The organism is Candidatus Melainabacteria bacterium (assembly GCA_003963305.1).
GTDB lineage: Bacteria > Cyanobacteriota > Vampirovibrionia > Obscuribacterales > Obscuribacteraceae > PALSA-1081.
The window spans coordinates 170,650-195,391 of the sequence record RXJR01000031.1 but is presented as its reverse complement, the minus strand read 5'-3'; the positions used below and the strand labels follow the sequence as shown (position 1 = coordinate 195,391).

21 protein-coding genes are annotated in these 24,742 nt (G+C 48.3%); 13 read left to right on the top strand and 8 right to left on the bottom strand.

Features of this window, described 5'->3' with window-relative positions; all coding sequences use genetic code 11:
- Positions 1-29: 29 nt before the first annotated feature.
- The gene (locus tag EKK48_27540; GenBank protein RTL36110.1) at positions 30-2,084 is read right to left on the bottom strand and encodes a serine/threonine protein kinase; all 2,055 of its coding nucleotides are present in this window, start codon (positions 2,082-2,084) and stop codon (positions 30-32) included.
- Positions 2,085-2,155: 71 nt separating this feature from the next.
- Between EKK48_27540 and EKK48_27535 the strand changes: the two genes are divergently transcribed.
- Positions 2,156-3,250, top strand: coding sequence for a hypothetical protein (locus EKK48_27535; GenBank protein RTL36109.1), 1,095 nt, complete (start codon positions 2,156-2,158; stop codon positions 3,248-3,250).
- A 99-nt stretch (positions 3,251-3,349) separates the two neighbouring features.
- Here EKK48_27535 and EKK48_27530 read toward each other — a convergent pair whose 3' ends face one another.
- Genes EKK48_27530 through EKK48_27520 form a run of 3 tightly spaced genes read right to left on the bottom strand, consistent with a single transcriptional unit; the run spans position 3,350 to position 7,945 of the window.
- Positions 3,350-4,120, bottom strand: coding sequence for a hypothetical protein (locus EKK48_27530; GenBank protein ID RTL36108.1), 771 nt, complete (start codon positions 4,118-4,120; stop codon positions 3,350-3,352).
- A 9-nt stretch (positions 4,121-4,129) separates the two neighbouring features.
- Complete coding sequence (locus tag EKK48_27525) at positions 4,130-5,683, bottom strand: hypothetical protein (GenBank protein ID RTL36107.1); 1,554 nt, start codon at positions 5,681-5,683, stop codon at positions 4,130-4,132.
- Positions 5,684-5,734: 51 nt separating this feature from the next.
- The gene (locus EKK48_27520) at positions 5,735-7,945 is read right to left on the bottom strand and encodes a hypothetical protein (GenBank protein ID RTL36106.1); all 2,211 of its coding nucleotides are present in this window, start codon (positions 7,943-7,945) and stop codon (positions 5,735-5,737) included.
- Positions 7,946-8,295: 350 nt separating this feature from the next.
- Here EKK48_27520 and EKK48_27515 point away from each other — a divergent pair, with 350 nt between their 5' ends.
- Positions 8,296-9,312, top strand: a complete 1,017-nt coding sequence (locus EKK48_27515; protein ID RTL36105.1) for a hypothetical protein — start codon at positions 8,296-8,298, stop codon at positions 9,310-9,312.
- Between the two features lie 56 nt (positions 9,313-9,368).
- Here EKK48_27515 and EKK48_27510 read toward each other — a convergent pair whose 3' ends face one another.
- Positions 9,369-11,216 carry a CHASE2 domain-containing protein gene (locus EKK48_27510; GenBank protein RTL36104.1) on the bottom strand — a complete coding sequence of 616 codons (1,848 nt, stop codon included), beginning with the start codon at positions 11,214-11,216 and terminating at the stop codon, positions 9,369-9,371.
- A 152-nt stretch (positions 11,217-11,368) separates the two neighbouring features.
- Between EKK48_27510 and EKK48_27505 the strand changes: the two genes are divergently transcribed.
- Complete coding sequence (locus EKK48_27505) at positions 11,369-12,157, top strand: response regulator transcription factor (protein RTL36103.1); 789 nt, start codon at positions 11,369-11,371, stop codon at positions 12,155-12,157.
- 274 nt (positions 12,158-12,431) lie between these two features.
- On the opposite strand, the gene EKK48_27500 is transcribed toward EKK48_27505, so the two are convergent.
- Positions 12,432-13,337 carry a sel1 repeat family protein gene (locus EKK48_27500; GenBank protein RTL36102.1) on the bottom strand — a complete coding sequence of 302 codons (906 nt, stop codon included), beginning with the start codon at positions 13,335-13,337 and terminating at the stop codon, positions 12,432-12,434.
- Positions 13,338-13,540: 203 nt separating this feature from the next.
- Here EKK48_27500 and EKK48_27495 point away from each other — a divergent pair, with 203 nt between their 5' ends.
- From EKK48_27495 to EKK48_27450, 10 genes are all read left to right on the top strand, one after another.
- Positions 13,541-14,512 (top strand): sel1 repeat family protein, encoded by a 972-nt coding sequence (locus tag EKK48_27495; protein ID RTL36101.1) that lies wholly within the window; start codon positions 13,541-13,543, stop codon positions 14,510-14,512.
- 129 nt (positions 14,513-14,641) lie between these two features.
- A complete protein-coding gene (locus EKK48_27490; protein ID RTL36100.1) occupies positions 14,642-15,337 on the top strand; it encodes a serine protease in 696 nt (231 codons plus the stop codon).
- Between the two features lie 65 nt (positions 15,338-15,402).
- The gene (locus EKK48_27485) at positions 15,403-15,855 is read left to right on the top strand and encodes a hypothetical protein (protein RTL36099.1); all 453 of its coding nucleotides are present in this window, start codon (positions 15,403-15,405) and stop codon (positions 15,853-15,855) included.
- Positions 15,856-15,928: 73 nt separating this feature from the next.
- Positions 15,929-16,783, top strand: coding sequence for a hypothetical protein (locus EKK48_27480; protein ID RTL36098.1), 855 nt, complete (start codon positions 15,929-15,931; stop codon positions 16,781-16,783).
- Between the two features lie 57 nt (positions 16,784-16,840).
- Positions 16,841-17,074, top strand: a complete 234-nt coding sequence (locus tag EKK48_27475; GenBank protein RTL36097.1) for a hypothetical protein — start codon at positions 16,841-16,843, stop codon at positions 17,072-17,074.
- Complete coding sequence (locus EKK48_27470) at positions 17,071-17,784, top strand: hypothetical protein (GenBank protein RTL36096.1); 714 nt, start codon at positions 17,071-17,073, stop codon at positions 17,782-17,784. Before EKK48_27475 ends, EKK48_27470 begins: the two co-directional genes overlap by 4 nt.
- Before the next feature lie 238 nt (positions 17,785-18,022).
- Positions 18,023-18,736: a tetratricopeptide repeat protein gene (locus EKK48_27465; GenBank protein RTL36095.1), complete on the top strand. Its 714-nt coding sequence runs from the start codon at positions 18,023-18,025 to the stop codon at positions 18,734-18,736.
- 232 nt (positions 18,737-18,968) lie between these two features.
- Complete coding sequence (locus EKK48_27460; protein ID RTL36094.1) at positions 18,969-20,888, top strand: tetratricopeptide repeat protein; 1,920 nt, start codon at positions 18,969-18,971, stop codon at positions 20,886-20,888.
- 204 nt (positions 20,889-21,092) lie between these two features.
- Positions 21,093-22,226 (top strand): tetratricopeptide repeat protein, encoded by a 1,134-nt coding sequence (locus EKK48_27455; protein RTL36093.1) that lies wholly within the window; start codon positions 21,093-21,095, stop codon positions 22,224-22,226.
- Between the two features lie 258 nt (positions 22,227-22,484).
- Positions 22,485-23,360 carry a tetratricopeptide repeat protein gene (locus tag EKK48_27450; protein ID RTL36092.1) on the top strand — a complete coding sequence of 292 codons (876 nt, stop codon included), beginning with the start codon at positions 22,485-22,487 and terminating at the stop codon, positions 23,358-23,360.
- A gap of 342 nt (positions 23,361-23,702) precedes the next feature.
- Here EKK48_27450 and EKK48_27445 read toward each other — a convergent pair whose 3' ends face one another.
- Entirely contained in the window at positions 23,703-23,975 is a 273-nt protein-coding gene (locus tag EKK48_27445; protein RTL36091.1) for a hypothetical protein, read from the bottom strand.
- Between the two features lie 204 nt (positions 23,976-24,179).
- Positions 24,180-24,437, bottom strand: a complete 258-nt coding sequence (locus EKK48_27440) for a hypothetical protein (protein ID RTL36090.1) — start codon at positions 24,435-24,437, stop codon at positions 24,180-24,182.
- Positions 24,438-24,742 lie beyond the last annotated feature (305 nt).

Below are 24,742 nucleotides of genomic sequence, written 5' to 3'. Positions count from 1 at the left end.
TAAATGCAGTGCCGAGCGATCTCAGCAACTTATTTTCGATCGTGAATCTTCTTTTCCAGAGCGTCTGCTTCGTCCAGATATTTCTTTGATTCAGCAACGCGCTTTGTTTGTCGAAGCAGATCGGCGTAACTGCGCAGAGATAGTACTTGCAGCTCGGGATCTACGCTCTTATCTCTGGAGAGTTTCAGGGCCTCGGCTAGTTCCGCTTCTGCGTCTTTCATGGAACTCTGATCGAGATCGAACTGACCCAGTTTGCTCAGAGCTCGCACGTATTCAGACGGATCTGACTTAGCGTTGGCTTTTCGAATCTCTACCGCATCCAGCAGAATTGGTCTTACTTCGGAGAATCTTCTCAAAGCGATGAGTCCGTCCGACAAATTGACTTCAATTCTGGCGATAGGCGGTTCTTTGTCTCCAATGAGCTTCTTTTCGACGTTCAGCGCTCGCAGCAAATAATCTACCTGGTCGTGATACATGCGCCGTCCATACAATTTAGATGAGGTCGCGAGAATACTCGGAACGTCGGCTTGCGCCCTCAGCTGGTCGTTTGTATGCGATACGCTGGTATCTTCAGCCTTGCCCGAGCTTTTTGTTGCCCTTTCCAGAACGATAAGGCTGGCGATTTGACGTGCAAGTTCGTTGCGTATACGTTCGTCTTGAACGTTTGTGATTTCTACGTTTGTCTTCTCCAGCGCTTCTGCGTGACCTTCCCACTTCGCGTAGAGATCTGCTTTCTGTCGCAGAGCCGCTTCCAGTCTTGTTTTTGCGTCGGAAATGTTGTTGGTGGCCGCGATGGCGTTGTTTATACTTCGCTCAGCGCCCTGGAAGTCGCCGCTTTGCACTTGTGAAGATGCTACAGACATATTTATCGTCCAAGTGAGCTTGTCGAGAGCGCTGCCTCTGTCCTCCGGCGGTCCCTGGAACATTGTCAGTGCCGCAAACACTCCAACGATAAAAAGCGACGTCACCCCCGCCACGATCTTCCAGACCGGACTTGGCGGTTTGCACTCGGCAGCCGCCTGCGCGAAGGTTGGCGTGTCGGAAAGCGAGCTCATTGGTCCGCTCACCGCAGCTCGTTTTTTAGTTCCCAGCTCATTCAATTTAAGCGAGACTGCAGACAGATGATCGCGAATTTCTTCGGCTGTATCGAAGCGATCTTCAGGCTTCTTCTCCAGACATCTGTCAATAATTCTTTCGAGTTCTACAGGCACTTTCGCATCAGGCGCAAGTTCGTGAATTGGCTTCGGTTTTTCGCCAACATGTTTGTTCAAAGTCTCTAGAAAGGTCGCCCCCAGATGTGGTGGCACACCAGTCAAAGTTTCATACATCAAACAACCGAGTGCATAAATGTCTGAATGTCGATCTACGTCTTTGCCTAAACACTGTTCAGGGCTCATATAAATCGGGCTGCCAAAAACTTCACCGGTTTTGGTCAAACTCTGTTGTTGCTTACCCGAAGCCGGCAATAATTTGGCGATGCCGAAATCGACCAGCTTTACAAGCTCGAATCCTTCGTCTTGCTTTATCAGCACTACGTTTGCGGGTTTCATGTCTCTATGGACGATGCCTTTTTTGTGGGCGGCCCCGAGCCCATCGCAGATTTGTTTGAAAATGCCGATGGCCCGTTCCCACGGCAGTTTGGTCTTTCTTTCAAGGCAGTCGGCCAGACTTTCCCCATCCAGAAAGTCCATAACGAAGAATGCTTCGCTCTGCGGCGTGACGCCAAAGTCATAAACCGTAATGATGTTTTGATGATTCAGCGAGCTGGCTGCCTGCGCTTCGAGCCTGAATCGTTCCAGAGATAGATGGTCGCTCTTTATGTTGCCATGCAACATTTTGATGGCAACCACCCGGTCCATCAGGCGATGCCGGGCTTTATAGACGATGCTCATGCCGCCCAGACCCAACACCGATTCGATTTCATATCGCTCTGCAAAGACCTTTCCAATCAATGGATCGTTCTTTGGACCGCGAAGTTCAGCGCCATCAGACGGACAAACTTCGATGGCGCCTTCGAACTGCCCGTAGCATTTGGGGCAGTACTTTTGCTCAAGTTTAATACTTTTGGTGCTGTCTTGTGACATCGGTTCTGTGTTATTCTCGCCAACTCATTATCTCATAACCTCGCAAGGTGCGAGTCCGGGGGAGAAGGAAGATGTCACGATTTAGAGATATGTGGATGTCGGGTAAGTACGCTGTCGACCGCAAGTCGAAAGGCGAAGTAGATAAGCGCGCCGAGAAAGAGGCAGCGCAGTTGATGCATCAACTTATTCCCGAGCCCTCCCAACAGCTTTATCAAGATCTGAGCGCTCGTCGAGGCAGTGAGACTGGCAAGTGGCTGACTGGGCTGGCTGGGGAAGCGCCGGCGGCTGCCGAGAGCTGGGTGCAAGCCCATGCTAAAGCAGTAGACACTTTCGAGGAAGCGCGGGTATGGATCGACGCTTTGTTTGAAGAATTTGCCGGATTGACCTTTGGATTTAACGATAGAGTCGTCGGAACGGACCTTTTCGTCAATTGCGAAAAAGCCAAGATTGTTGAGACTCGAGATGAGGATATCTGGTATCACCCTGTTGTGAAAACGATTCAGGGACGATTGGCTACACGTTTCTGGTGTCTCTACGTCAAAGGGGATGGCGATAAAATCGCTATTTATCTATTCCCAAATGAGATGACAATTGCTTTCAAGGCTGGTCAGATTTCCGATCATGATTCGCCACCACTATTGGTGGCAGAGCATAAAGAAGCTGATGGCAGGAAATTTTGGTCGATCCAGGGCGGTGAGGCTTCACTAGCAACGATTCCGCCACTGGCAAAAGAGCTGTTCGGTGATTTGATTCGATTGGCTTCCGGCAAAATGGATAGCTCCGAACTCTTCTCCAAGCGCAATGAGAAGCCGAAATTGGGCGAAAACGTCGCTGTCGGATATAAGAGCGATGCTCAGGCTGGGGCTGCTACTGCTGCTGCCGAAGTTACTTTGAAAGTCGACGAAGCTCATTTGCATGAGGCTTGCGATTTATTGGATAAAGTGATTGAGAAGGAACTGCAGCGTCTTTATCAGTCTACTTCCAAAGCCACACCGGGCACGCCGGAAGCAGATCAACTGCGTCGTGAAATTTCTGCCGTTACAACTTTCCGCAGCAAGATTGTTGATGCATTCGAAACTTTCACCAAGGAAGCACAGGAAATTTTGAACCCGTCTCCGGAGCCGGATCGGATGCCGATGCCGACGCCTCGTCCGTTGGGACGATAAAGCAGGCGATTAGGTGCACGCGGGACGCGTGCGTTCCATGAACAACTGGGACACCTCCCATGGGTTGGGTACGCGGGACGCGTGCGTTCCATGGCGTGCTCAGGTTGTGCGGGCTTTTGCTCGGTCTAGTTGTTTCGCGCCTTCTTTTAAACTGAGCGGGGAGAGCTTGTCTTTGTTTTTATCCAGGAATTTGCGCACCGATTGTGGTGCGGCGTAGCTGTACTCTCGCAGTGCCCAGCCGATCGCTTTGCGAATGAAAAACTCTTTCTCGTGAGCCCGGTCCAGGCAGTGCTCGAAGAGCATCGCTTCATTTGTCTCGGATTTGTGTCTGTTCTGAGACAAGATCGCCGTTCGTCTGATCCACATGTCCGGGTCTCGAATCCATTTATTCATTTTGGGCTCGAGCCTGGTTCTATCCTTTTTCAAGGCAATACCAACTAACCAGATTGCCACAGGATCGACAAAATCCCACCACTGACCCTCGCGCACCAGTCGCTCATAGAGCGCAACGGATTTGTGCGAGATGAATTTGTCGAAAAACATGGCGTATTCAATCGCAGCATATTTTTCTTCCCGATGCGGTAACTGCCAAAGAGCCAGCACACTGTCTTCGTATTCTTCTTGTGATGCGGGCGCGTACTCCTTTTTCAGTGTTCTATAAATGGGCACGCGCAGCGGTTTGGGAATACCATAAAACGGCATTTCCGTTTTCATGTACGCTGCCATTGGCACTGCATTGACCGGGTCAGCAAGCTTCTGGAATTCCTCTTGCACATAACTGACAATTAGATCCGGCAGCGCATTCGATGACGAAGTGCCCGACCGTTTTTGATCGGGCACTTTTTTCAGATCTGGTGATCTCTTTGACATTATGCAGGGCTAGCCAGGCATTTTTACAGTCTGGTCGCCATTTGCATTCGTGTAGAGGTCGACAAATCGTTTCGCCTGCACCGCTGGTCTCATCAATGCATCGATTTTGATGATGGTGGTGACGTTGCAGGTATTGTGTTCACCTTGATTTATGTGCTCAGGATTAGCTGAGTCGTGCAACATGGCAAGCACAGCCCGATTGCGGTCGTTTTGATCCAAGCCTTGTGCATAGATTTGCTTGGAACGTGTAAACATGCGATTCGCCTGGTGCAGCAATGCCGCCTTGTCTTTATCTGACATCGGGAAAAGTCGATCTTGTCCCTTATCGTTTTTGTTGGTCAGAATTTGAGTGATCGCTTCGGTGATCAGTTTTTTCTCGTCGGCAGTGAAGCCCTCTGATGCTGCTGCGATGTGTTGCTTCAATTCGTCAGCTTCGCTATCAGCTGTGTGCAGTCCTCTGCCACCTTCATCTTCGTCCAGGTCACGTCCGCCCGAGTTGTCTTGCACTCCGCTGCTGTGATTCCAATCAACAGTTTTTGCGTCGAAACTAAGTGACAGCCCATCGTTACCACGCGCTAACTTGTTCTTGCCGGGAGCCGGCAAAGCGCCGGGGCTGACGCTGCGAGTAGGTGGACGCGACACGTCAACCTGGTCTGGTTCGGCGCAATAGTTCATAGCAGAAGCCAGTTCATCCGCTCCTACCCAGCCGTTTCGAGGTTCACCGTTTTCATCACAGCCCCACGAATTGAGCAATTTGTATTCGTGTTGAGATGTTTTGCCTTTGCCTGATTTTCGATCGCGGCGTTCGCTGATTACTACGACATGCCCGCCTAGATAATTGTTGTCTGCGTGAAGACGTCGCAACACCTCATCTGAGTAAAACATGCGAGTAATTGTGTTGAGGGCGACAATCAAAGGTTGTCCGCCGAAGTTGTCCCATGCTTTGTCCAGGTCTGCACCAGTGGCAATCATTGGCACATTCTGATTCTGGAACGGTGTCAGTTTGCCCATCTCCTGTCCAACAACAAAGTAGGGTCTGCCGTTCAGACTTTCCTCGAGGAAAGCGATTCCGTCTATGGAGGCGGCGAGACCAGGACTGTCACTGCCAAACTCCGGACCCGTAAATTTGTTGATGTGCATCTTCTCGCCGTTGTTTTGAGCGTGCCCAGCCCACATCGATCGCATGCTCTGCGTGTAATAGCAGTTGGCAAGCCGTTGATTTACATCGTTGGCATACAGGTGACTCAATCCGGCTACATATTGATCTCTGAGACCATTGTTTACGCCGGACATATCAACGTCTTTGCTCTCTTTGAACGCCCACATCACTTCTTTGGCGTCGTCTTTGTTTTGGCAGCCGTCATTGTGCAGGCTGTGAATGTCGTAAGAAACTTTCACTTTGCCGCCCTTAACAGCATGCGCTCCTTCTAATGCGGCTTTATCCAGAGCGATCGAGCTGACTGGAATGGCACTGCTCAAGCCGAGCACCGCTATTAGAGCCGTTCCTATAGCGCGACGATTGATGTGAGGTTTTGAGAGTGATAGTGAAAATGAGACTCGCAATTTTTTACTCCGTTTTGTGTCAGATTTTGTCGTTGCTTAGATTTTGGTCGGTTACTGATTCGACGCTACTTTGGGACGGTCCTTGATTACATAGTTCAAGTTGGTTGTTGCCCAGTCATCCAGATCGATTTTTGCTGCTTCCTGCTCCGAGTCTTTGCGCACATCCCGCACGCCCCTCGTTACCATCGACTGAAGTGCAGAGTTTCCGGGCGGTGTAGGAGCCGCGTCTCTCAGACCTTTCTTGGTCAAAACCGAGAAGTCTGCAGGTTTGGTAGTGCCAATTACTTTCACCGTCTCGGTACCAAGAGGATAGTCTGCCACCAGGACATCTGTCTTCATCGTGTCACCGGGATTCAGTGCCTTGCTGGTGGCATCGTAGAGCGCGTCAATCGCTCCACTCGAGCCGATGCTGAGCAGATTGATATAGACCGGTACGTCTGCCGTGTTTTGCACTGCGAATCTGAACTTGTCACCAGCGTGGAAAATCGGCGAAGCAATCTGATCTTCTTTTCGGATCTCCTCAGTTGGAACCTTTAGACCGTTATCATCCTTGTGATACCCGGTCACTCTAATCACCGATAGCTTCAACTTGTTGTTCAGTGGTGAGAGCTGATTCCCCAGGCTTCTGAGAAAATCTTGTTGGCTTTTCCTGTGAACGATCTTCAACAGTTTTGTCGCTGCATCCGGATCTTTCTGATTGACAAAGTTGTTGAATAGAGGTTCTCCGCTTGCATCAGTCAGATAAAAGACAGGCGTGTCCTTAGGCGGTGCGTCGGGCACTCTATGACCTGTGTCGAATTTTTCAAATGTGCTATTCGCCAGCACCAGGTCAAAGTCTGCTGAACGTCCTTTGAAAGGATTTGCAGAGCGTCCGGCGATTCGCACAATCGGATCGTCCTTAACGCTTGTTTCGAAAGTACTCAGTACCTTTTGCGCGTCTGGAGTATTGAGCTTTTTGTCACTCGGTATTTCCAGCATCACCCTTTGAGGCTCCGCTTTCAGCTTCGAAGATGCGATTATCGCCTTAGCCGATAGAGCATCTTGTTCACTAACATTTTCAGGCATGGTTACTTCGGCAGAGAGCGGCATTACTTTAGTCACCACTCCCTGTCCAAGACGATTTTTGTCACCTTCGAGTTTCAGTGTGCTGGCCTTGTAGAATGCGATGATACTTCCTTCAGTGACACCGATATTGGTGCCGGCGTCTATAGTGATCAGCTTCTTGTCTTTGTCCACTTTTGTGACGCGCAATGATGCATCAGATCTGTCTGCTGATGAACCAAACACGGCTCGATCCAAATCACCGACGATGTCTGGGTGTTGATTGTCGTCCTTCATCTGTTTTTGAAGCATGTCACGCAGCTCTTTGTACGTGGTGGTGGGCGTCACCTTGCTTAGAGCCGTAATCAAGTTGCGTGTCATCAATCCGTTGCGCTCGGATTCAGAAGGGTCTTCAGTTTCCTGTGCAGTCTCAGTTGGTAGACATGCTGAAATGCAGATGTATCTGTCAGTGCGACGCGTAAAGCCCCCGGCGTTGTCGTCGTCATCGAGACCTCTGGACTTTTTCAACTGGGCTGCCAGATTTGCTGGAATCGGGCGCTCATCATCTTTGAGCGCGCGTGTCTTTCTGTTCATGCGGTCGATATGACCTGAATGACAACTGTCAAAAGTCAAGATTGCATTCTTTGTGTATTTCGTCAGCTCTGCAATCAGGGGGGCGATCTCTTTATCGATCAAGTCGTAATGGTCAGGCGTTCGTGAGTCTGCCGGCACGATTGTTTCGTCAAATCCATCTTCATCACCGTTGGTTGCGTCTTTCCATCTAGAGCCGTGACCGCTGTACTGGAAGTAGAAGAATGCATCGGGATGCTTTTTGGCATTTTCGACGAGCTGCGTTCTGAAGTTGTCGATGATTGCCTGTTTGGTTGCGTCATGATTAGACAGGACTTTGATGTGCTCTGCATCTTTTGGCCAGCCGTTCTTTGCCAGCACTTCGGTTATGTCATGAATGTCTTTGTTGCAGCCATTCAGTTTATTGATATTCGGTGAAATGTAGTCATCAATCGCAATCAGCAGTGCATAGTTGCCACCTGCGCTTTTCGCGGCTGTTGATGCGGCTGAATTCGCTGCACCAGATCCCGTTGACGAAGAGTCGTCGCTCTGTGCAGCGAGTGGAAAAGTATTTGAGAGCAGAAAGAGCGCCCCTGCTGCTACTGAAGCGAGTGTGCGTTTCTTGACTGACTGGTACTTACCTGAATTCATTTATTACTCCAAACAGGATCTCTGATCGACGTGACGGCTAGATCAAAAATAGTGACAATTGCGCCGAAAAAAACTTGACTCCAATGAATTCAAATTTTATACGGGCAAGAAATTTGGCGCTTGGATACCGGGGACACCGTTCCGGAAAAAATCTGGAAGTCCACAATATCACTTCGAATCGGAAAGATCTTAAAATCTGTTCTTGCACCAGTTAATATTCTCGGTGTCAATTTCGATTGTGGTCAAGAGCGACAACTAGCGGCATTTTGAGGGTTTTGTCAAGCGCTTGCGGGTGAGCATGTTTTCGCCAGTGGGATAGAATTTCTGTACGATGCGGAAACTCTGTTTGGATGCAACGTAAATCAAGTGGTCGCGGATTTCTTTCGTTTCTAAATATTGCGAGACTTTTTCGTTTGATTTTTATGAACCGGGCTAGAACTCTTTTACTGGCAGCTACGCTTTCAATTACTACATTGCAAGCGCTGCCTGGTCTTCCGACATTTTCCGCTCCCTTTGCCTCGGTCAAGTCGAATCTGCCACAGGTGGGCAAGCGAGTTGGGCTTGTAGCTGCGTATAGCGGTGACTGGGTGCTTGAGAGCCCTAAACAGAAGCGCCCCGTCAAACGCAGAGGGGTCTCAGTTTATGAGAATGAGCGTCCCGTTCGTGTCAGTAAAGAGGGCTCCTTGACGGTTGTGTGCGTCAATAATACGACGGCGGTCTGTCCCGGAAATCATAAAATCGGCGAGCCATTTCTGCTGAATGAAGTTGAACAGGTCGATGATTGGTGGTCTCAATTTCTGCCGTTTATTTCTAACTATGGCGGCTGGATCTTTCCCGCGAGCAGGGATGTTAATGGTTCTGTCGCGCTTACTGACGCTGTTGTCTGTCTGCCGGCGGGGGCTGGTTCATCTGCGTCTGCAAATTTTGATTTTGGTGATGTCATGGCCAGGCTGCCGGATGGAAAGTATCAAGTGTCACTGACTGAGTTCGTTGATGGCAAAGAAGTTGACGCCAGTTCAGTAAAGTTCAAACTGGAAAAAAGTGGTGCTTCAGCAATTGCTGATCCTTTGACGGCGACAAAAGTTCGGTCTGTCAGTCCAGGTCTTTTCACGTTCAAGATTCTTGCTGGTCCTTCCGCTTCGAATGTTGATTGGTCAGCTCTGGGCGTTGCAATCGTAGAAGTCGCGACGGCTGCTAATTACGAGGTGCACAAAGCCAACCTGCAAATCTTGCTGAAGAAGATTGAAGCCTGGAGCGATAGCAAGGCGAGCACTCGAACTGATTTAGTACGAGCTTTCCTTTTGGCGCAGACTAAAGCACCCGGCTCTGATTATCCAAAAATCTCAATACCAAACAGAAAGAAATAGTTGACCGATGCGATTCATGAAGCGGCGATCGGATGTTAATTCAAGATAGAGCTGCGTCAGTTGAAGGAATTCGCCGGTATGGTCAACACGACATCCGTTCCTTTGCCTTCGAAAATAGTTGATGGAGACTTCCACTGAATTTCTCCGCCGATAAGCGTAGCTCGGCTTCTCATTGTTTCCAGCCCGCGTGAATCTTCTCGACCGGCTCCCAGTCCCTGACCGTCATCTGAAATAGTCAAGGTCAGGTTCGCGTCTTGTTTCTTCAAAGTCAGTTTTACGTTAGTTGCTTTCGAATGTTTGATGATGTTTGTAAGCGCTTCTTGCGTAATCCGGTAGACAGCCAGTCTGTTCGTCTCTTTCAAATCATTTATGCGTCCATCTGACTCATCATTCAATTCCGCTTCTAACTTCGCTACCTCGGCCCGCTTAACGAGGCGTTCCATATTTTCGATCATGGTGAACTTTTCAAATTGCGCCGGATACAGATCCTGAGTTATCTCTCTGACATTTCTTTGCGCCTCCGTCAGCAACTCGACTGCTTGCTTGACGTGCTTTTCGGCACCTGCCTGATCTTGCAATACTCTTGAGATGGACATCGATGCTTGTCTGAAAAGTGAACTGGTATCATCGTGCAACTCTTCTGCAATTCTTCGCCGCTCGCGCTCGGTGCCTACATCGACTGCACGCACTAATTTCTTCTCTGCATTCAAGAGTTCCATTGTGCGCCGTCGAAACTCGCGCATATGCTCGTAGATGAAGTATCCCTGTATAGCCAGCACCACAGGGATGAAATCAAACCACATAGAAAATGAGGTGAAAGATGCCCAGCTTGTCGCACCCAGCAGCACCAGCAACAGTATCGTGCTCGCCAGAGGCACTTTGCTGTCGATGCTTGAAAATTTTGTATTTATAAATGCCAGAAGAATTCCTACCATTACCTCTATAAGGAATAGGAAAGTTTCGCTGGAGGGGACCAAACCCACCTGCTGCATTTCAGTTTCAATGATCGAGGCATTGATAAGAACCCCGGGCAACCTCCCGAGCGGCGTTATGTACGTGTCTGTGGGCGCGTGATATGTGCCCCCCAGAACAACGATTTTTGCATCACCACCATTGAAAAATGATTTCCAATCTTCCGTATCGTGTAATTTCAGCACTGAATTACAGTTCATCTCGGCATCTATGGTAGGAACAGAAGCAAAGTTCAGATTCTCGCGCTCATATTCAGCATTCATTTTTACCGAGTGCACGGGACGAGAGCGCTTGATGAAACGCAGCATTATTTCGTTTGCGTCGGGGCTGCGCATGGGAGCGCCGGTGGCTTTTAAAGCAGCCCACGGCAGGCTGTCGAGTTCGCGATGAGTGCGACCTGAGCGGCTGTACAATCGTCTCAAGTAATGCCGCACCACTCCGTCGGGATCTTCTCGAAGTGCGGCTACGCCCAAAGCTACCTTTGGGTTTATCTTCTCGATCGGTGTGCCCAGGGCATAGAGTGTTTGCTCTTGTTCTTGATCGCCTGGACCTTTTGCAGGCACGGCAGCCCAGACGATTGGTACGTCTGTTTTGAAATTGAGCAAGGATTTGAATTCTTCTTTGGATGTATCGAGATCGACTACAATCTGGCGCGGATGAGCATCTGCAATAGCGGAGATTACCTTTTGCAATGCTTCCGGCGATAGTTTCCAGTTGAATAAGTTTTTGTCTTCAAAATCAGATTCATCTATAGCGACGACGAATACATGTTCGGGGGCGATAGGACGCAGGCGAGAGAAGGCGTCGATGGCCGGGTCGGCCAGCCCATTCAGGGCGCCGATCTTGTGCGCCAGCGTGCAAGCCAGGCTCACAATCAAAATCATGGGGAGGGCCTTGAGAACACCTCGTAGTATTGGATGATTCGTGAGCATGCCGCGTGCTGTTGGCTCGGTTGCGGTTTCAGTGCAGGTCCATAATAGCACTGGAGCGCCAGAGTGGCGTTTGACGTTTTCGTCATAGACAGCTTTCAGAAATTTGTTCGATGATTGCCTTATAGTTATGGAATTAAAATGGAGAAATTGTTATGGATCTTGCGCCCACATCTGAAACAGTTGCGCTCAGCTTGAGAGAACTGACTGTTTTGATTGCCGATGATAAAGAATTTTGGCGTCAGTGGTTAAAAGAGGAAATCGAGAAACTTTTTCCCAATATTCAGCGCATAACGGTAGTTGAGATGGCCGCAGAGGCTATTGCGCGGGCTTCCGCCGAAAAGCCGACGCTGATCTTTCTTGATATTGAGTTCAGAAAGGAAACCGAAGACGGCATTCATGCTGCCGAGCAGATTTGGAAAAACAATCCGCAGGCTTCCATCATTATTGTTTCGAATCACAGCGAAGAAGCGTTCGTTAAGCGCCTGTACAAAGTGACACCAGAGACGGGGGCATATGGCTACCTGCTTAAAGATAACGCCGGTATGTATTTGCAAAAGGCTGTAGCTGGTGTTCTTGCCGGCGATTGCTGGATTGATCCCGAGGTCGCTCGTGTTGTCAGTCGCATGAGCAAGCAGGAGCACTCTTTGAGTGAAGGTGAATTCGAAGCTCTGGTTTGCATTGCATTGGGTTATACCGACACAACCGCCGGGAAAGTTTTGCACGTTACCGAGCGCGCCGTCCAGGCGAGACTGCGGTCTCTATATTCAAAATTTGCCATTCCGGCGAAGGACCACGAAGATGCTGGAGTTTTGAGCCCGCGCTGTCGTGCCGTCTGGTTGGCCACGCAACGAGGTATTTTGACTGAAGCCGATTTGAAAAAATGGAGTGAAAAGTTAGCAAAAATTGGAAAAGATTCTGGTATCAAATTAGATTTGCGCTAGAATTCTATACGCGAATCAAACACAAACAAAAAAGCGCAGTCTTCTCGACCGCGCTTTTTGTTGTTAAAAGACACCACACGTTGAGGAGAATGTGGTGTCTTTTAGAGTTCCAATTGAGCACTTGACTGAGATCGCACGTTGAGGAGGATGCGACACCGTCTCAGTGCCATTTTACGATGAGCATGTCGTACGTTGAGGAGGATACGACATCTGCACCGTAATGCAGCGTGCCACAGGTGGCGCTCGAATCGCGAACGATTGATTAGAGTCTGAGTCAAACATAGTACTTGCTCCTGTTCTGAACTGGACTCGCAGAATGGCGAACCTTAGCCGCGGGCTTGTTGGTCGATCGAATTGGTTTCAGTTTGCCCTTGTTTCTGTTTTCGAGTAAACAAAGCATGGCCAGATCGCTAATTTGTCCGTCGCCTTGATTGGCGGCACTTTCAAGCCATTTCGCGGCTTTGCGACGATCTAAGGGAACACCGCTGCCGCGACAGTAGCGAATCGCTAGTTGCAATTTCTCGTAGGCATCGGCGTTCTTTGCAGCGGCGATATACAGTCTTTCCGATTTCAATACGTCTTGAACGACGTTATCTCCGCGTTCGTACATTTGTGCGAGGGTTCGTAACGACTTGTTGTGACCCTGGTTGGCTGCAACTCTCAGCCAATAGATGCCGAGGAAAATGTCATGTATTGGATAGTCAACGTCCAAATACATGAGCGCCAGATTGTATTGTGATTGTGCAATGCCGTTGCTGGCTGCGCGCTGATACCATTGAAATGCTTCCTTCAGGTTTCGCTCGACGCCGACTCCTAACTCATACATGACACCCAGATCGTTTTCAGCTTCTGCCAACCCCTGCGCAGCCGCCTGCAGAAGCAGCTCGTGCGCTTGCTTGTGTGCCGTTGCATCTCCTGTGGCTATCTGTATTTGTGCCAGATACAGTTGTGCATGCGGATCGCCTCCTTTTGCTGCCTGGCTGAACCAGATTGTCGCTTTTTCGTAGTTTTTTGATTCCGGTGTTACGTAGAGTAGCCCTGCTTGATAGTGCATGGCGGGGTCGCTGCTAGTGAGTGCTTTCTCCAGGATGTGGTGCTTAAGCGCTGATATTCGCGTCGCGCTCAGTGTCTTTCGCATCTGCTGTTCTTTTGCTCTCATGCCTCCGTTCGATCGAAACATAATCTGAACCTCCTGTGTTGTTTCCAAACGTTTACGTACGTGCGGGCATTTCTATTTTGAATTGCACTATGAGCGGTGGCGACCAGATATTCACCAGAAGCTCCTTGACGTAAACGTCAATTGATCTCTGACGATTCTGCCGTGCTGCGAAACTCCGCTGTCAGCGAATCTGAAAGAGGAAATACCTTTTGGAGGACTTGATTATGTCTACGCAAACCCTGGTCGGAAACGACCACTTAGATCCTGAAACGAAACTGGTCGGCAATCTGCCACGCTGCAAGAGTAAGTTGTTTTCCGGCAAGCCTGACGCGCTGCGTCGGCGAACTATCTTGCGCGCCCTGGCGGAGAAAGATGACAACATTCAATTTCAAGCCGGTCTTTTATATTTGAATCCATCTTTGATCAAACCCAATCATGCCAAAGCGGCAACCTGGTTTCACAAAGCTGCTCGCAACGGAAACGCCCAGGCTCAATACAATTTGGGACTTCTATATATGTCGGGGAAAGGAGTCAAGAAGGATTTAGGCTCTGCTCTTTACTGGTTCACGCTGGCGGCGCAAAGTGGCGTCAGTGAGGCTCAGAATAACCTGGGCGTTATGTATGAGCGTGGAGTAGGGGTTGATCCTGATCCTCAGAAAGCTTTTTACTGGTTCGAGACTGCTGCAGTAAATGGATTGCCGAAGGCGCAATTCAATGTCGGATCAATGTATTGCATTGGTCAAGGTGTCGCTCCAGATTCTGAACAAGCGTTCTATTGGTTTCACAAAGCCGCGCAGCAAGGGCATCGTAAAGCTCAATACAACGTAGCCTTTGCTTTTGCCAATGGTGTCGGTGTAGCTGCCAATCCATACCAAGCCGAACGTTGGTTTGAGCAGATTGCAAAAGAAGGCGATGCCAATTTCCAAATTGAGCTCGGTCTCAGGTTCTACGCTGGTAACGGCGTGCCAAAAGATTACGACAAGGCTGCTTTCTGGCTCTGTCGAGCGGCTAAACAAGGTTCTTCTCGCGCTCTCTATAACCTGGCGATGCTGCATTTTTCTGGAAAGGCGATGCGTATCAACAAGAAAACTGCTGTGCGTTTGGTACGGCTGGCTGCAGAGCGCGGCTATCCGAAGGCACAAGCCTTTTTGCGTTCTGCAGAGAAGCAATCGCCGATCAATCACGAATTTGATTGAGTCGGACAAACAATTGCCGATCAATCAGGAATTGATTGATTGGACACACAATCGCCGATCATTCACGAATCGATTGAATCGGACAACTAACCCCAGTTACCTCTATATTTTTTCACAAGGAGTGAAGTTATGAAGTTTCGAAAAAGAAAAGTGGCTGCTACAGTACTATTGCAAGCCGCACTGTTACTTGGATTCGGTGCTCAACTGAGTGGAGAGCCTGCTCACGCTGCGTTGTCGGGAAACATCGTTACGACGACTGGCGCTGATTTGCCTGCGGAGGCTGTGGCTCAACACGTTATGGAATCGACAGTTAAGTTGATTCTCAGCGATCCGGACGGACGTAATGCCGTAACAGGCTCAGGCTTTTTCATTGCACCAGATATGGTAGCAACAAATTATCACGTCATTAAGGGAATGGGTGCAGGCTACGCCAAGTTTGCCAATGATTCCAAGCAGTATCGCATTGTCAAAGTTGTTGCCAGCGATCCTGTCAATGACCTGGTCATTCTTTATGTTCCGGGGACGAAGGCGAAACCGCTTGATATCGATCCATTGCAACAAAAGATAGGCGAAACTATTTTCGTTGCAGGCAGCCCGCTTGGTCTGGAGGGTGTATTCTCACAGGGCGTTCTCAGCGCCATTCGAACCAATGGAGACTTGCAGATTACGGCTGCAATATCGCATGGAAACAGTGGTGGTCCAGTTCTGGATGGGCAGGGCAACGTAATCGGCATTGTCGAATATACGATACCTGCCGGTCAGAGTCTAAATTTTGCAATTCCCGTGAAGCAACTGCTGAACTTGATGAAAACCGCAAATGCTTGATGGGGCGTGTTGTGTTGGTATAGAATTCGGACTCCAGAGAGTTCGTCAATAAGAAAGAGGTGAAGATGGAAAGACTATTCAAACTTATGCTGGCGATGTTTGCGGTTTTCGCGATAATGGTGCCAAATGTCAATGCTGCTGATGAAGCCAGTGACACAAAATATAAAGTGAGAGAATTACCGGCCGTTAAATCTGAAAAGGTTTCCGGCAAAGATTCACACATCAAAGTAGGAAAGAAAACGAACTCGAAGGAAAAGCCTAAAGCGAATCCATCGAAATCAAGAGCCAGCGGCTGGGGCGCTTTTCGCGTCTACAATAAGACCGGTTGGTACATGGATGTCTACGAAGACGGTACCTATGTAGGCACCATATCACCGTGGAGCTATGCCACCTGGACCGCCTACGGCAATACCAGTATGTACTGCAAAGTTGAATTCGACAACGGCGATTCACTGAACTGGTCATACGCAGCCGATGTTCAGACCGGTGAAATCGTTTACGCCGCACCATCAGCCTAGGCGTAATGCAATAGCCCTACTAGCGTAGAGCCACCTGAAAGCTAAGAGAGCATCACCAACGTGATGCTCTTTTTTGCTCGATGGCGAATCTGTCAACTCGGTTTTGACGTTTTCGTCATTCTGGTTTTGCCTGTCAAAAACGAGAATGAAGATGTGGATGCGAGGTGCTCCACAAAACACCAATATTTCACTCTCTACAAAAGGAATAAACATCATGAACACTAAACTTCAATCCCGTATCTTGGCTGCAGTACTTATGCTCGCTTCAACTTCAGTTTCTCTTCAACCATCATTTGCGGCTTCAAACAACGTGTCTAAGACCGTTTACGCAACACCGGCATCAAGCTCTGTAGACTACAACACTGTCTGGAATCAAATCTACGCCTTGCTCAAGGCTGGCAACGGAGAAGAGGCACTCAAGATTGCCAATCAAGCAGTTGACACTGAACCAAACAGCCCAGTTCCTTATGTTATGAAGGCTTTCGTTATGTACAGCAGTAAGGCTGACTGCAAATCGATTCTGACGCAATTGAACAAGGCTATTGCACTGAAGGCAGACTACAGTGATGCGCTCTACCTGCGTGGATTGGTCTTCGAAGACATGAATGATTTGCAGAGTGCCGGCGCAGATTTCGACGCCTGCATTGCTCTCAACAATCACGATCTCGATGCAATCAACGAGAGTCTGAGCGTCAAGTGTGCGCTTAAAGATTGGAACGGAATGCTCTCGGTTTTGAGTATTGAATTCGCCAACAATCAGGTTGATGGCATGGCATACTTCGCCCGCGCATACGCAGAATTTCAACTCGGTCAGACATCAGCAGCGATCGCTGATTTCAAGCAGGCGCAAACGATGTTTGTTGCTGCCAATGATACGAAAGATGCTCAAGCTGTCGCTCAGATCCTTCAGCAACTTCAAGCTGTCTAGTCAAAACTTTGGGAGAGAGCTGAATGACCCCTCGTTCTTACGAGGGGTCTTCGGTTTGTGGTCGTTTCGGTGTTCGGTTTTGGGGGCTTCGGTTTTGGGGGCTTCGGTTTTGGGGGCTTCGGTTTTGGGGGCTTCGGTTTTGGGGGCTTCGGTTTTGGGGGCTTCGGTTTTGCGGGCTTCGGTTTTTGCGGGCTTCGGTTTGACGTTTTCGTCATTCAGGTTTTTAGCCTGGAGAACCAAAATAGAAATATCGGCACTGAACCTCTCTCACCAAAAGGATTTACACCATGAATACCAAACTTCAATCCCAAATCTTGGCTTCTGTACTTGTTTTTGCTTCGACTCTTACATCTCTGCAACCTGCTTATGCTAGTTCGCAATCCGGCGCGATGTCGGTTTCAACGACCTTTGCGAACACGGCCGTAAAAACTGATAGCTTGTGGAAAATCGTCAAGTCTCTGGCAAACGCAGGCAAAATACAGGAAGCGATGAATGCTGTTGACCAAGCGTTACAAGCAGATCCGAAGAATGGAACTGTTCAGGCAATGAAAGCCTTCGTCATGTACAAGTCTCACGCGAAATCAGAGGCAGTTCTCGCTCAGATCAATCTAGCTCTTTCGAATACGCCAGATAATGTCGATGCAATTTATCTGCGTGGGCTGGTTTATGAGGACATGAATGAACTGCAGAAAGCCGGCAGAGATTTCGACACATGTATCGCCATGGATAATCACAATATCGATGCCGTCAATGAAAGTCTCAAGATTAAGTTTGCCATGAAGAATTGGTCCGGCGCTGTTTCTCTTTTGAATTTCTACATTGCTAACAACAAGGTCGATGGAACTTTTTATTACGCCAGAGCGTTCGCTGAGTACAGGCTTGGACAAATCTCTGAGGCTATTAATGACTTAAAGAAAGCCGAGTCACTGTTTATCGCTGACAATCAGCAGGAGGATGCTAAGACCACCGCTGAAATGATCAAAAAGCTTGAGCAGGCGTAATTCATACGCCAGAGGTTGATCCCGAAAAGTCGAAACCCAGGCTCGAGTACTGCTCAAATTCAAAACCCCTCGCCAATGCGAGGGGTTTTGTGCGTAGGCGTTTTGTTGGCATTGGCGAATCAGTCAGTAGGCTTTTGACGTAAACGTCATTCAGTTTCCTGGTTCCAAAAACGAGAATGATGTTGTGGATGCCGAAGCGCTCCACATACTAACTCAATCATTTTGGAGAACAAAAATCATGAACAAGAAATTTCAAGCCCAAATTATGTCGGCACTGCTCGTTCTTTCCGCCGCTTCCACAACTGTTGTACCTGTCTTTGCTGCCGACCAGGGCGCCTCAACACAAGTTGTTGCTGAGTCAGGAGTACAGATGAATGACACGCAATTGATAAATGCAATCGACAAACTTTTGGATGCTGGAGATATCAAAGGTGCCTACGAAGCTGTGGAACAGGCTATCAGCGCTAATCCAAAGAACGCTACTGCTTATCTTTGCAAATCCTGGATTCAATACGCCGATTACATGGATTTCAACAAAATTATGGTGTCTCTCGACCAGGCAATTTCGATAGCACCTAAGTACATCGATGCTCATCTAGCAAAAGCTAGCGTATTGAAATTGATGAATGACTGGCGTGCTGCTGCTAAGGAATTCGATCAAGTGATCGCCATCGATCCAACCAACGAAGGCGCTATGAAGAACAGCATTGCGCTCAAGGCCGACCTGGGCGATTGGGCTGGTTTGGTCGATAACTTCAACGTCCAGATCTCTAACAATCCAAACAACGCCGAAGCTTACTTCGACCGGGCATATTGTGAAGCCAAGCTGGGTCAGCGAACTCAGGCGATTGCAGATTACGAACAAGCCGAGAAGCTATTCGTCGCTGCCAACGACAGTGAGCGCGCTAAGGCTGTAGCTGATGAACTTGCCCAATATCAGCAGACTGCATAACAATCGCGGCATTTGTCTAATCAGTTTTTGGAGAGAGCAAGAGACCCCTCGTTTACGCGAGGGGTTTTGCTCTGGTCAGGCCAAAATGCGCTCTCTGAAAGTGAGTTTTGACGTTTTCGTCAATAGCCTTGTGCGGTTCCTGTCAGAGGCACAGAGCTAGCGTTTCGATGTAATAGAGACATCACCCAAGAGCCACAACGTGCTCACTGACCCAAATAGAAGGAGATTTCTTATGAACACTCATAAAGGTAAAGGAACTAAGGATGCTCGGGTTTCCACCGAAAATGCAAAAAATGGCGTCAAAGGAAAAGCAGCTGTTAAATCGTCTCGGTTCACCGTTCGGCATCGGGCTGGAAAGGTTCCGTTGATGATGCACGACATGGCCGATTGTACTGGTGAAGGCGATTGCATTCACGAACAGGGCATTGCCGGTGTGGAAAGCATCGCCAGTCTCGATAGCATTGCAAGAAGAGACGGTATTAAAAGTGTTGACACCATTACACGTGTAGATTCGATTGCTAAGGCGAAGGTTGAGCCTGTTGCCAAAGTAAAAATGGCTCCGCAGAAAAAGGTTCGTGTTGCAAAAAGGATCAAAAGTGTGAAGGTCTCGACAGAAAATATGAACACCGTTCAATCATCAATCGAAGCACCCGCAACAAATCAAAATACCGGAACCAATTCTCAGGAAAATCCTCTTAAAAATGTTGTTCAGCTTCATTCGGTCAAAAAGGTTGTTGAAAACAATCGGAGAATTTTTACTGGCGGAATAATTGCAACCCTGGTCGCAGGAATAATTGCTGGAAGCACGTTTGGAATTGGCAAAATGCTTCCTGCTAACACGGACGTCGTCACATTTGTCACCGGAGCTTTGACTACGAATCACGCAGACCAGCTAGGTAAGCAAGGTAAGACCAGCGACGCAATTTTGGAATATGAAAAGGCGATTCAGCAGTCACCTAATGATCTAAATGCCTATAAGAAGCTTGCAACAATCTATGAGATGGATACTCGCGAATGGAGCAAGGCAATTAAGACATTGAACGACGCTGTCATGATTAGCGACAATGACGCAGATGTTTATCGTCTTTTGTCCTATGCTCAACTGTGGGCTGGTCAGTCAGAAGATGCGGCTAAGTCTGCACAGAAGGCTATTGACCTCAGACGTGGCGACGCGCTTGTCACATCTACAATGGCTCTTGCCGTAGCTGCAGGCGGTGACCTTTCGAAAGGAAAGGATATGATGCAGCAAGCGCTCAGCATGGACGGAAACAACGGGCGCGTAGATGCGAATGCAGCCCTCTTTTATCGTGTTTATGCGAAAGATAATGATAAAGCCGAAGAACTGATTCGCAAGGCAATCAAAATTTCACCGGATGATGCTAGTAATTATTGGGAATTAGCCAACCTAATGAAGGATGAAAGCAAGACTGGCGATGCTGAAGCTGCTTTGAGAAAGTCTCTAGCATTGCAACCTGACAGTGGTTTCCGCGCCGATGATCTGGCTGATTACTTGAGTTCGTCGGCCCTTAAGAAGTATTCAGAAGCAGCTGATATGTATCGCAAGGCAATTGCTCATGGATATGATGATGTAAGTGTTGTTGATGCGCTTGGCGCTGCCCTGTTCAATGCAGGTAAGTACACGGACGCAGTCGCCGAATATCAAAAGCTAGTTAAATTGGAACCGAACAACGCTGACCACGTTCTCATGCTTGGCCGGAGCCAATTCGAATCTAAGAATTATTCCGCAGCGAAGGATACTTTCACCAAGCTTGTCGGAATGAATGCCTCGGCTTCCAGCTACAACTGGTTGGGTTGCGCTAATTATGGATTAGGTGAGTACGATACCGCAATCAACAACTTCAATGCTTCACTCAAGCTCAATAATGGAGACGCTACAACCTGGGCGAATCTTGCAAATGCGACGGATAAAACCGGTAATACCTTCGTTGCGGCAGGCTATGCATTAAATGCACTGGATTACGATGCTAATAACTCCGTAGCCTGGGTCGTACTCGATCAGATTGGTAATCACATGATAGCCAACAATCAGAAAGACATGGCTCGTGATCTGTTCTCACAAGCGACGAAGTTGTTTGTCTCTGAGGCTCCAGGTCGTGCGCAGGTGTTAGCTGATCTTTCGCGGATTCAATGACGGGTGAGATAGGCGAATTGCCGGCGGTGCTCAGTGCATCGCCGGCTTTTCGTTGGAAAAGTCTTGTGATGTGGTTATGTGGATGGTGACTTTATTATCAATGTTCTTTGGTGTTTACATCATGTGCACTGAATACGGTGCTTGCGATGATAGATGTGTAAGCCATCAAGGTCTAGTTATAACCCGTTAAATTGAGGAAGCTTTATGAACAGAACTAATTTGAAACGCATCAACGGTTTGATTTTGGCGATAACGATTGGGATTTCTACCGCGTTATCATCGAGCGCACTCCCGTCGGAAAGCGGCGACGTACCTGCTAATAGCGATATGTGGAGCAGCCCCGTGCAGCGGATTCCTGCTGCTGAGTCGAATCAACTATATAAACAACCACAGAAGAAAGAATTATCCAAAACTGAAACGCTTGATGAAACATACAGAAAGAGCGGGGACATGAAACTAAGTGATGGCGACTTCACTGGTGCGCTCGACGAGTATGACAAAGCGCTCCAGGTGAATTCCAAAAATGCCATGGCTTATTACGGGCGTGGAAGAGTGCGTCTGGCAACATCAGATTATTCGGAAGCGCGTATTGACTTAAACAAGGCTCTCACTATCGATTCTAATCTTACATCTGCGCGTCTTGCACTGATTGGAATCCTTATGTATACGAGGGACTTCGCATCAGGCATTTCGGAAGCTACTAAAGTTATCGAGAGTGACCCTCGCAATGCGCTCGCGTATTATGAGCGCGGTATCTGCAACGGGGAAGTCGGACGACGTGCCGATGCAATAAATGATCTCAGTGAAGCGAAGTCCTTGCTTCTCGCCGACGGCGATCAAGTTGGATGCGACTTTGTCAATTTTTCACTCGGAAAGCAGTATCAAGAGAATGGTCGCTATGCTGCTTATCAAAAGGACTTTGAGACCGCGCTCAAAGATTTCGATGCGGCACTGAGCATAAACAGTGCTAGCGCTGCCACGCTCATAGCAAAGGCATCTGTAGAAGCTGAGATGGGCTCCAAAGAAGCAGCGCTGGCAGATTACAACAAGGCGATTGAAGTGGCGCCATTACTTGCGGACGCTTATAAACAACGTGGCAATTATTACATGCAAACGGCTTCCTATAAGCTGGCGCAGGAAGATTTCACGCGAGCTCTGGCTATCGACCCGAGTGATCCTGAGTTATACAACTCACGAGGTCGAACTTATGAAGCACTCGGCAATATGGATGACGCCAATGCTGACTACAAGCAAGCTCAGGTCGTGGCAAAAACCCAGAGCAAGCAAGAAACTGAGCAGCTAACGAAGACGATTACTGATCTGGTGCAAAAGGTTTGAGAAGCGCGAAGCATAAGAGCGACGGAGTGCCTGGTCTTAAAGACCAGGCATTATCGTTTCAATGTCCTCTATGATTTCAATTCCCTCTTTGTTTCCTTTGGTCGTTGAATTGGATATTTGTTTAAGACATCGTTGTATTATTGTGTTTCTTTCTCCTGTAGTGTAGTTCCAGCCAAAAATAGACTGCTGGTATTTGACACAAAGATTGAAGAGTTGTGCTAAACGTTGAATGGTTCAAAGTCGTCTGGAGGATTTGGGATGTCTACGATGAAGCGTTCTGGGATTGTGCTAATTGGTTTTGCACTGGCCTCTGTGCTATCCAACACAGTCGCTCTGGTGAATCCTGCACGCGCTGAAATTTCAGCACATCAATCACCAGCGTATGTTGCTGGGACCGGGGTTTTGCACTCCAAACGCTTAACTCTCCATAAACCCGCTGTTCGAGACGATGATCCTGCCATTCCGCTTGTCACTGAAGCTATTGCCAAATCCAATGCAGGTGATAATCAGGCTGCGGTGGAAGTTGCCACAAAAGCGATTACGAAGTATCCAAATAGTGCCATTGCATATGCCTATCGCGGTTCGTTCTATTACATGCTCAATAAATTCCCAGAAGCTCTGGCTGATGAAAATAAGGCTTTGAGTCTTTGCCCTACTTACGCGCAGGCTCTTAAGACTAGAGCTGCGATTCATATTTTTGGTTCGCCTCAAGACATGCAGGCGGCAACCGAAGACCTCACCAAGGCGCTGGCTTCAGACTGTAGCGATCCCGTTATCTGGTATTTCAGAGGTTATGTACGCTTCCTTGCGAACAATTTTGCTGAGGCTTTGCCTGATCTGTGTGTTGCGAACGACATTAGCGGCGGCGGCTGGTTCTTTTCTCATTTCTTCAGGGGAAATACGTTGACCTATCTCTCAATGTATTCAGTCGCCGAGCCTGATGCACAGCAAGCAATCAAACTTGATCCAAAGAGTGGAGATGGTTACTGGCTACTTGGATACGTCTATGAGCACACCAACAGAAAGCCAGCTGCAGCCGAGCAATACCAGAAAGCGGTCGATGCTTTTACTGCTGCGAATGACACAGCTAATGCTGAATTCGCGCGTAACGCATTGAAGCGAGTTTCGTCCTGAGCAGCTAGTTTCGTTCTGCGCAAAATGTATCAGCTGCAATCATTAGCGTGAATCTTAGCTAAAACGAAAAGAAGGTTCGACCTGGCAATCGAACCTTCTTTGTGCTTTTTATCAGTTGTTTGTTTAGTTCCTCCTTTACTGTTTTCGCTTCATCTACTAATTGGTTTCCTTTGATGCCGGGATTCCTTTGTTGTTTTTCTCTTCTCTTCTTCTCCTTTTCTTCTTTTCTTTTTTTCTCCTTCTCTCGTTATCTTGTTTATTTCTCTTTCCTTATCTTTTCTGTTTCTGTTTGCCCTTTCTCTTACCTATCCTCGTTTTTTGTTTGTTCATGGACGCTGGAACTCAGGCGCTGAAAAACTTCGGTATGCATGTCATGGCGAAAATGCCTGCTCCGATTGCCCAATATTCCATTGGAATCCAGTACAGATGGCGACGAATTTCTCGTCTTCGTAATTCGAGTCCTGCTGCTGCTAAGACTATTGCGGTGGTGAGAGCTGAGATGAAATTGATTGCATTGTCTGGTACCGAGTGCCCCAGTACCATGGCTGTTCCGAAGCTGCATATGACAGCGATTGCTGGTATCAAAAGACCGACTCCACTCCATATAAGTAACATGATGCTGTTCCTCCGTTCGATTCGTTGTTCCGGTCATTCAACCGACTCTTTCAGGATAGTTTCTGGTTGCATTTGTTCGAATAATGAGAACGCCAGAGTCGACTTGCGGTTTTCGTCAATTGCTTGAAAGGGCTGAAAGGATGTGAGCCTCTCGAATTCTCGAGAGGCTCATCCTGGTTCTGTGTTCAAACTTGTGGGCGAAGCTCAAGCTGCCAACCTTACTGTTGTCAAAATTCCATTGCGACCTGGCCAGAAATCGACTGGTATGAGTTGTGCGCCGACTCTATCGTGTTTGGCAACGAGAATCAGCACCGTTGCCAGCAGTCCAGTGGTAGTGAAGAATGCAATGACGAATTCGTGATTATTGCCGTGATCGTTCATGAACGGATTCAAGATCAGAAAGCAGAAGTAAGCCGCTAAAGCAACTGCTGTGTAGAGTCTTACCAGATAATTCGAAAACATGATTGCGTCCTCCAGTGGGTGAGAATTTGTTGGCGGTGTGTCGTCAACCGATGTCTTTAGAATAGTTTTCCGGGCGCTCGCCTTTTAGAAGGAGAACGTCAGACTCGATTTGACGTTTTCGTCAATCGGCCGTATGACAACCTGTTTGTGCGGTCGGTTGGCTCCGCGCTTTGCTATTTCATAAATTCGATTCTGTGGCACTGGTGAGCGTCTTGGCGCATTTAAAACATCGGGGCTTGTAGAGTTGGTATGATGCTCCAATTCTATAAATAGGGATCCCTCGTCGTCGCCGTCCAGATAGCAGG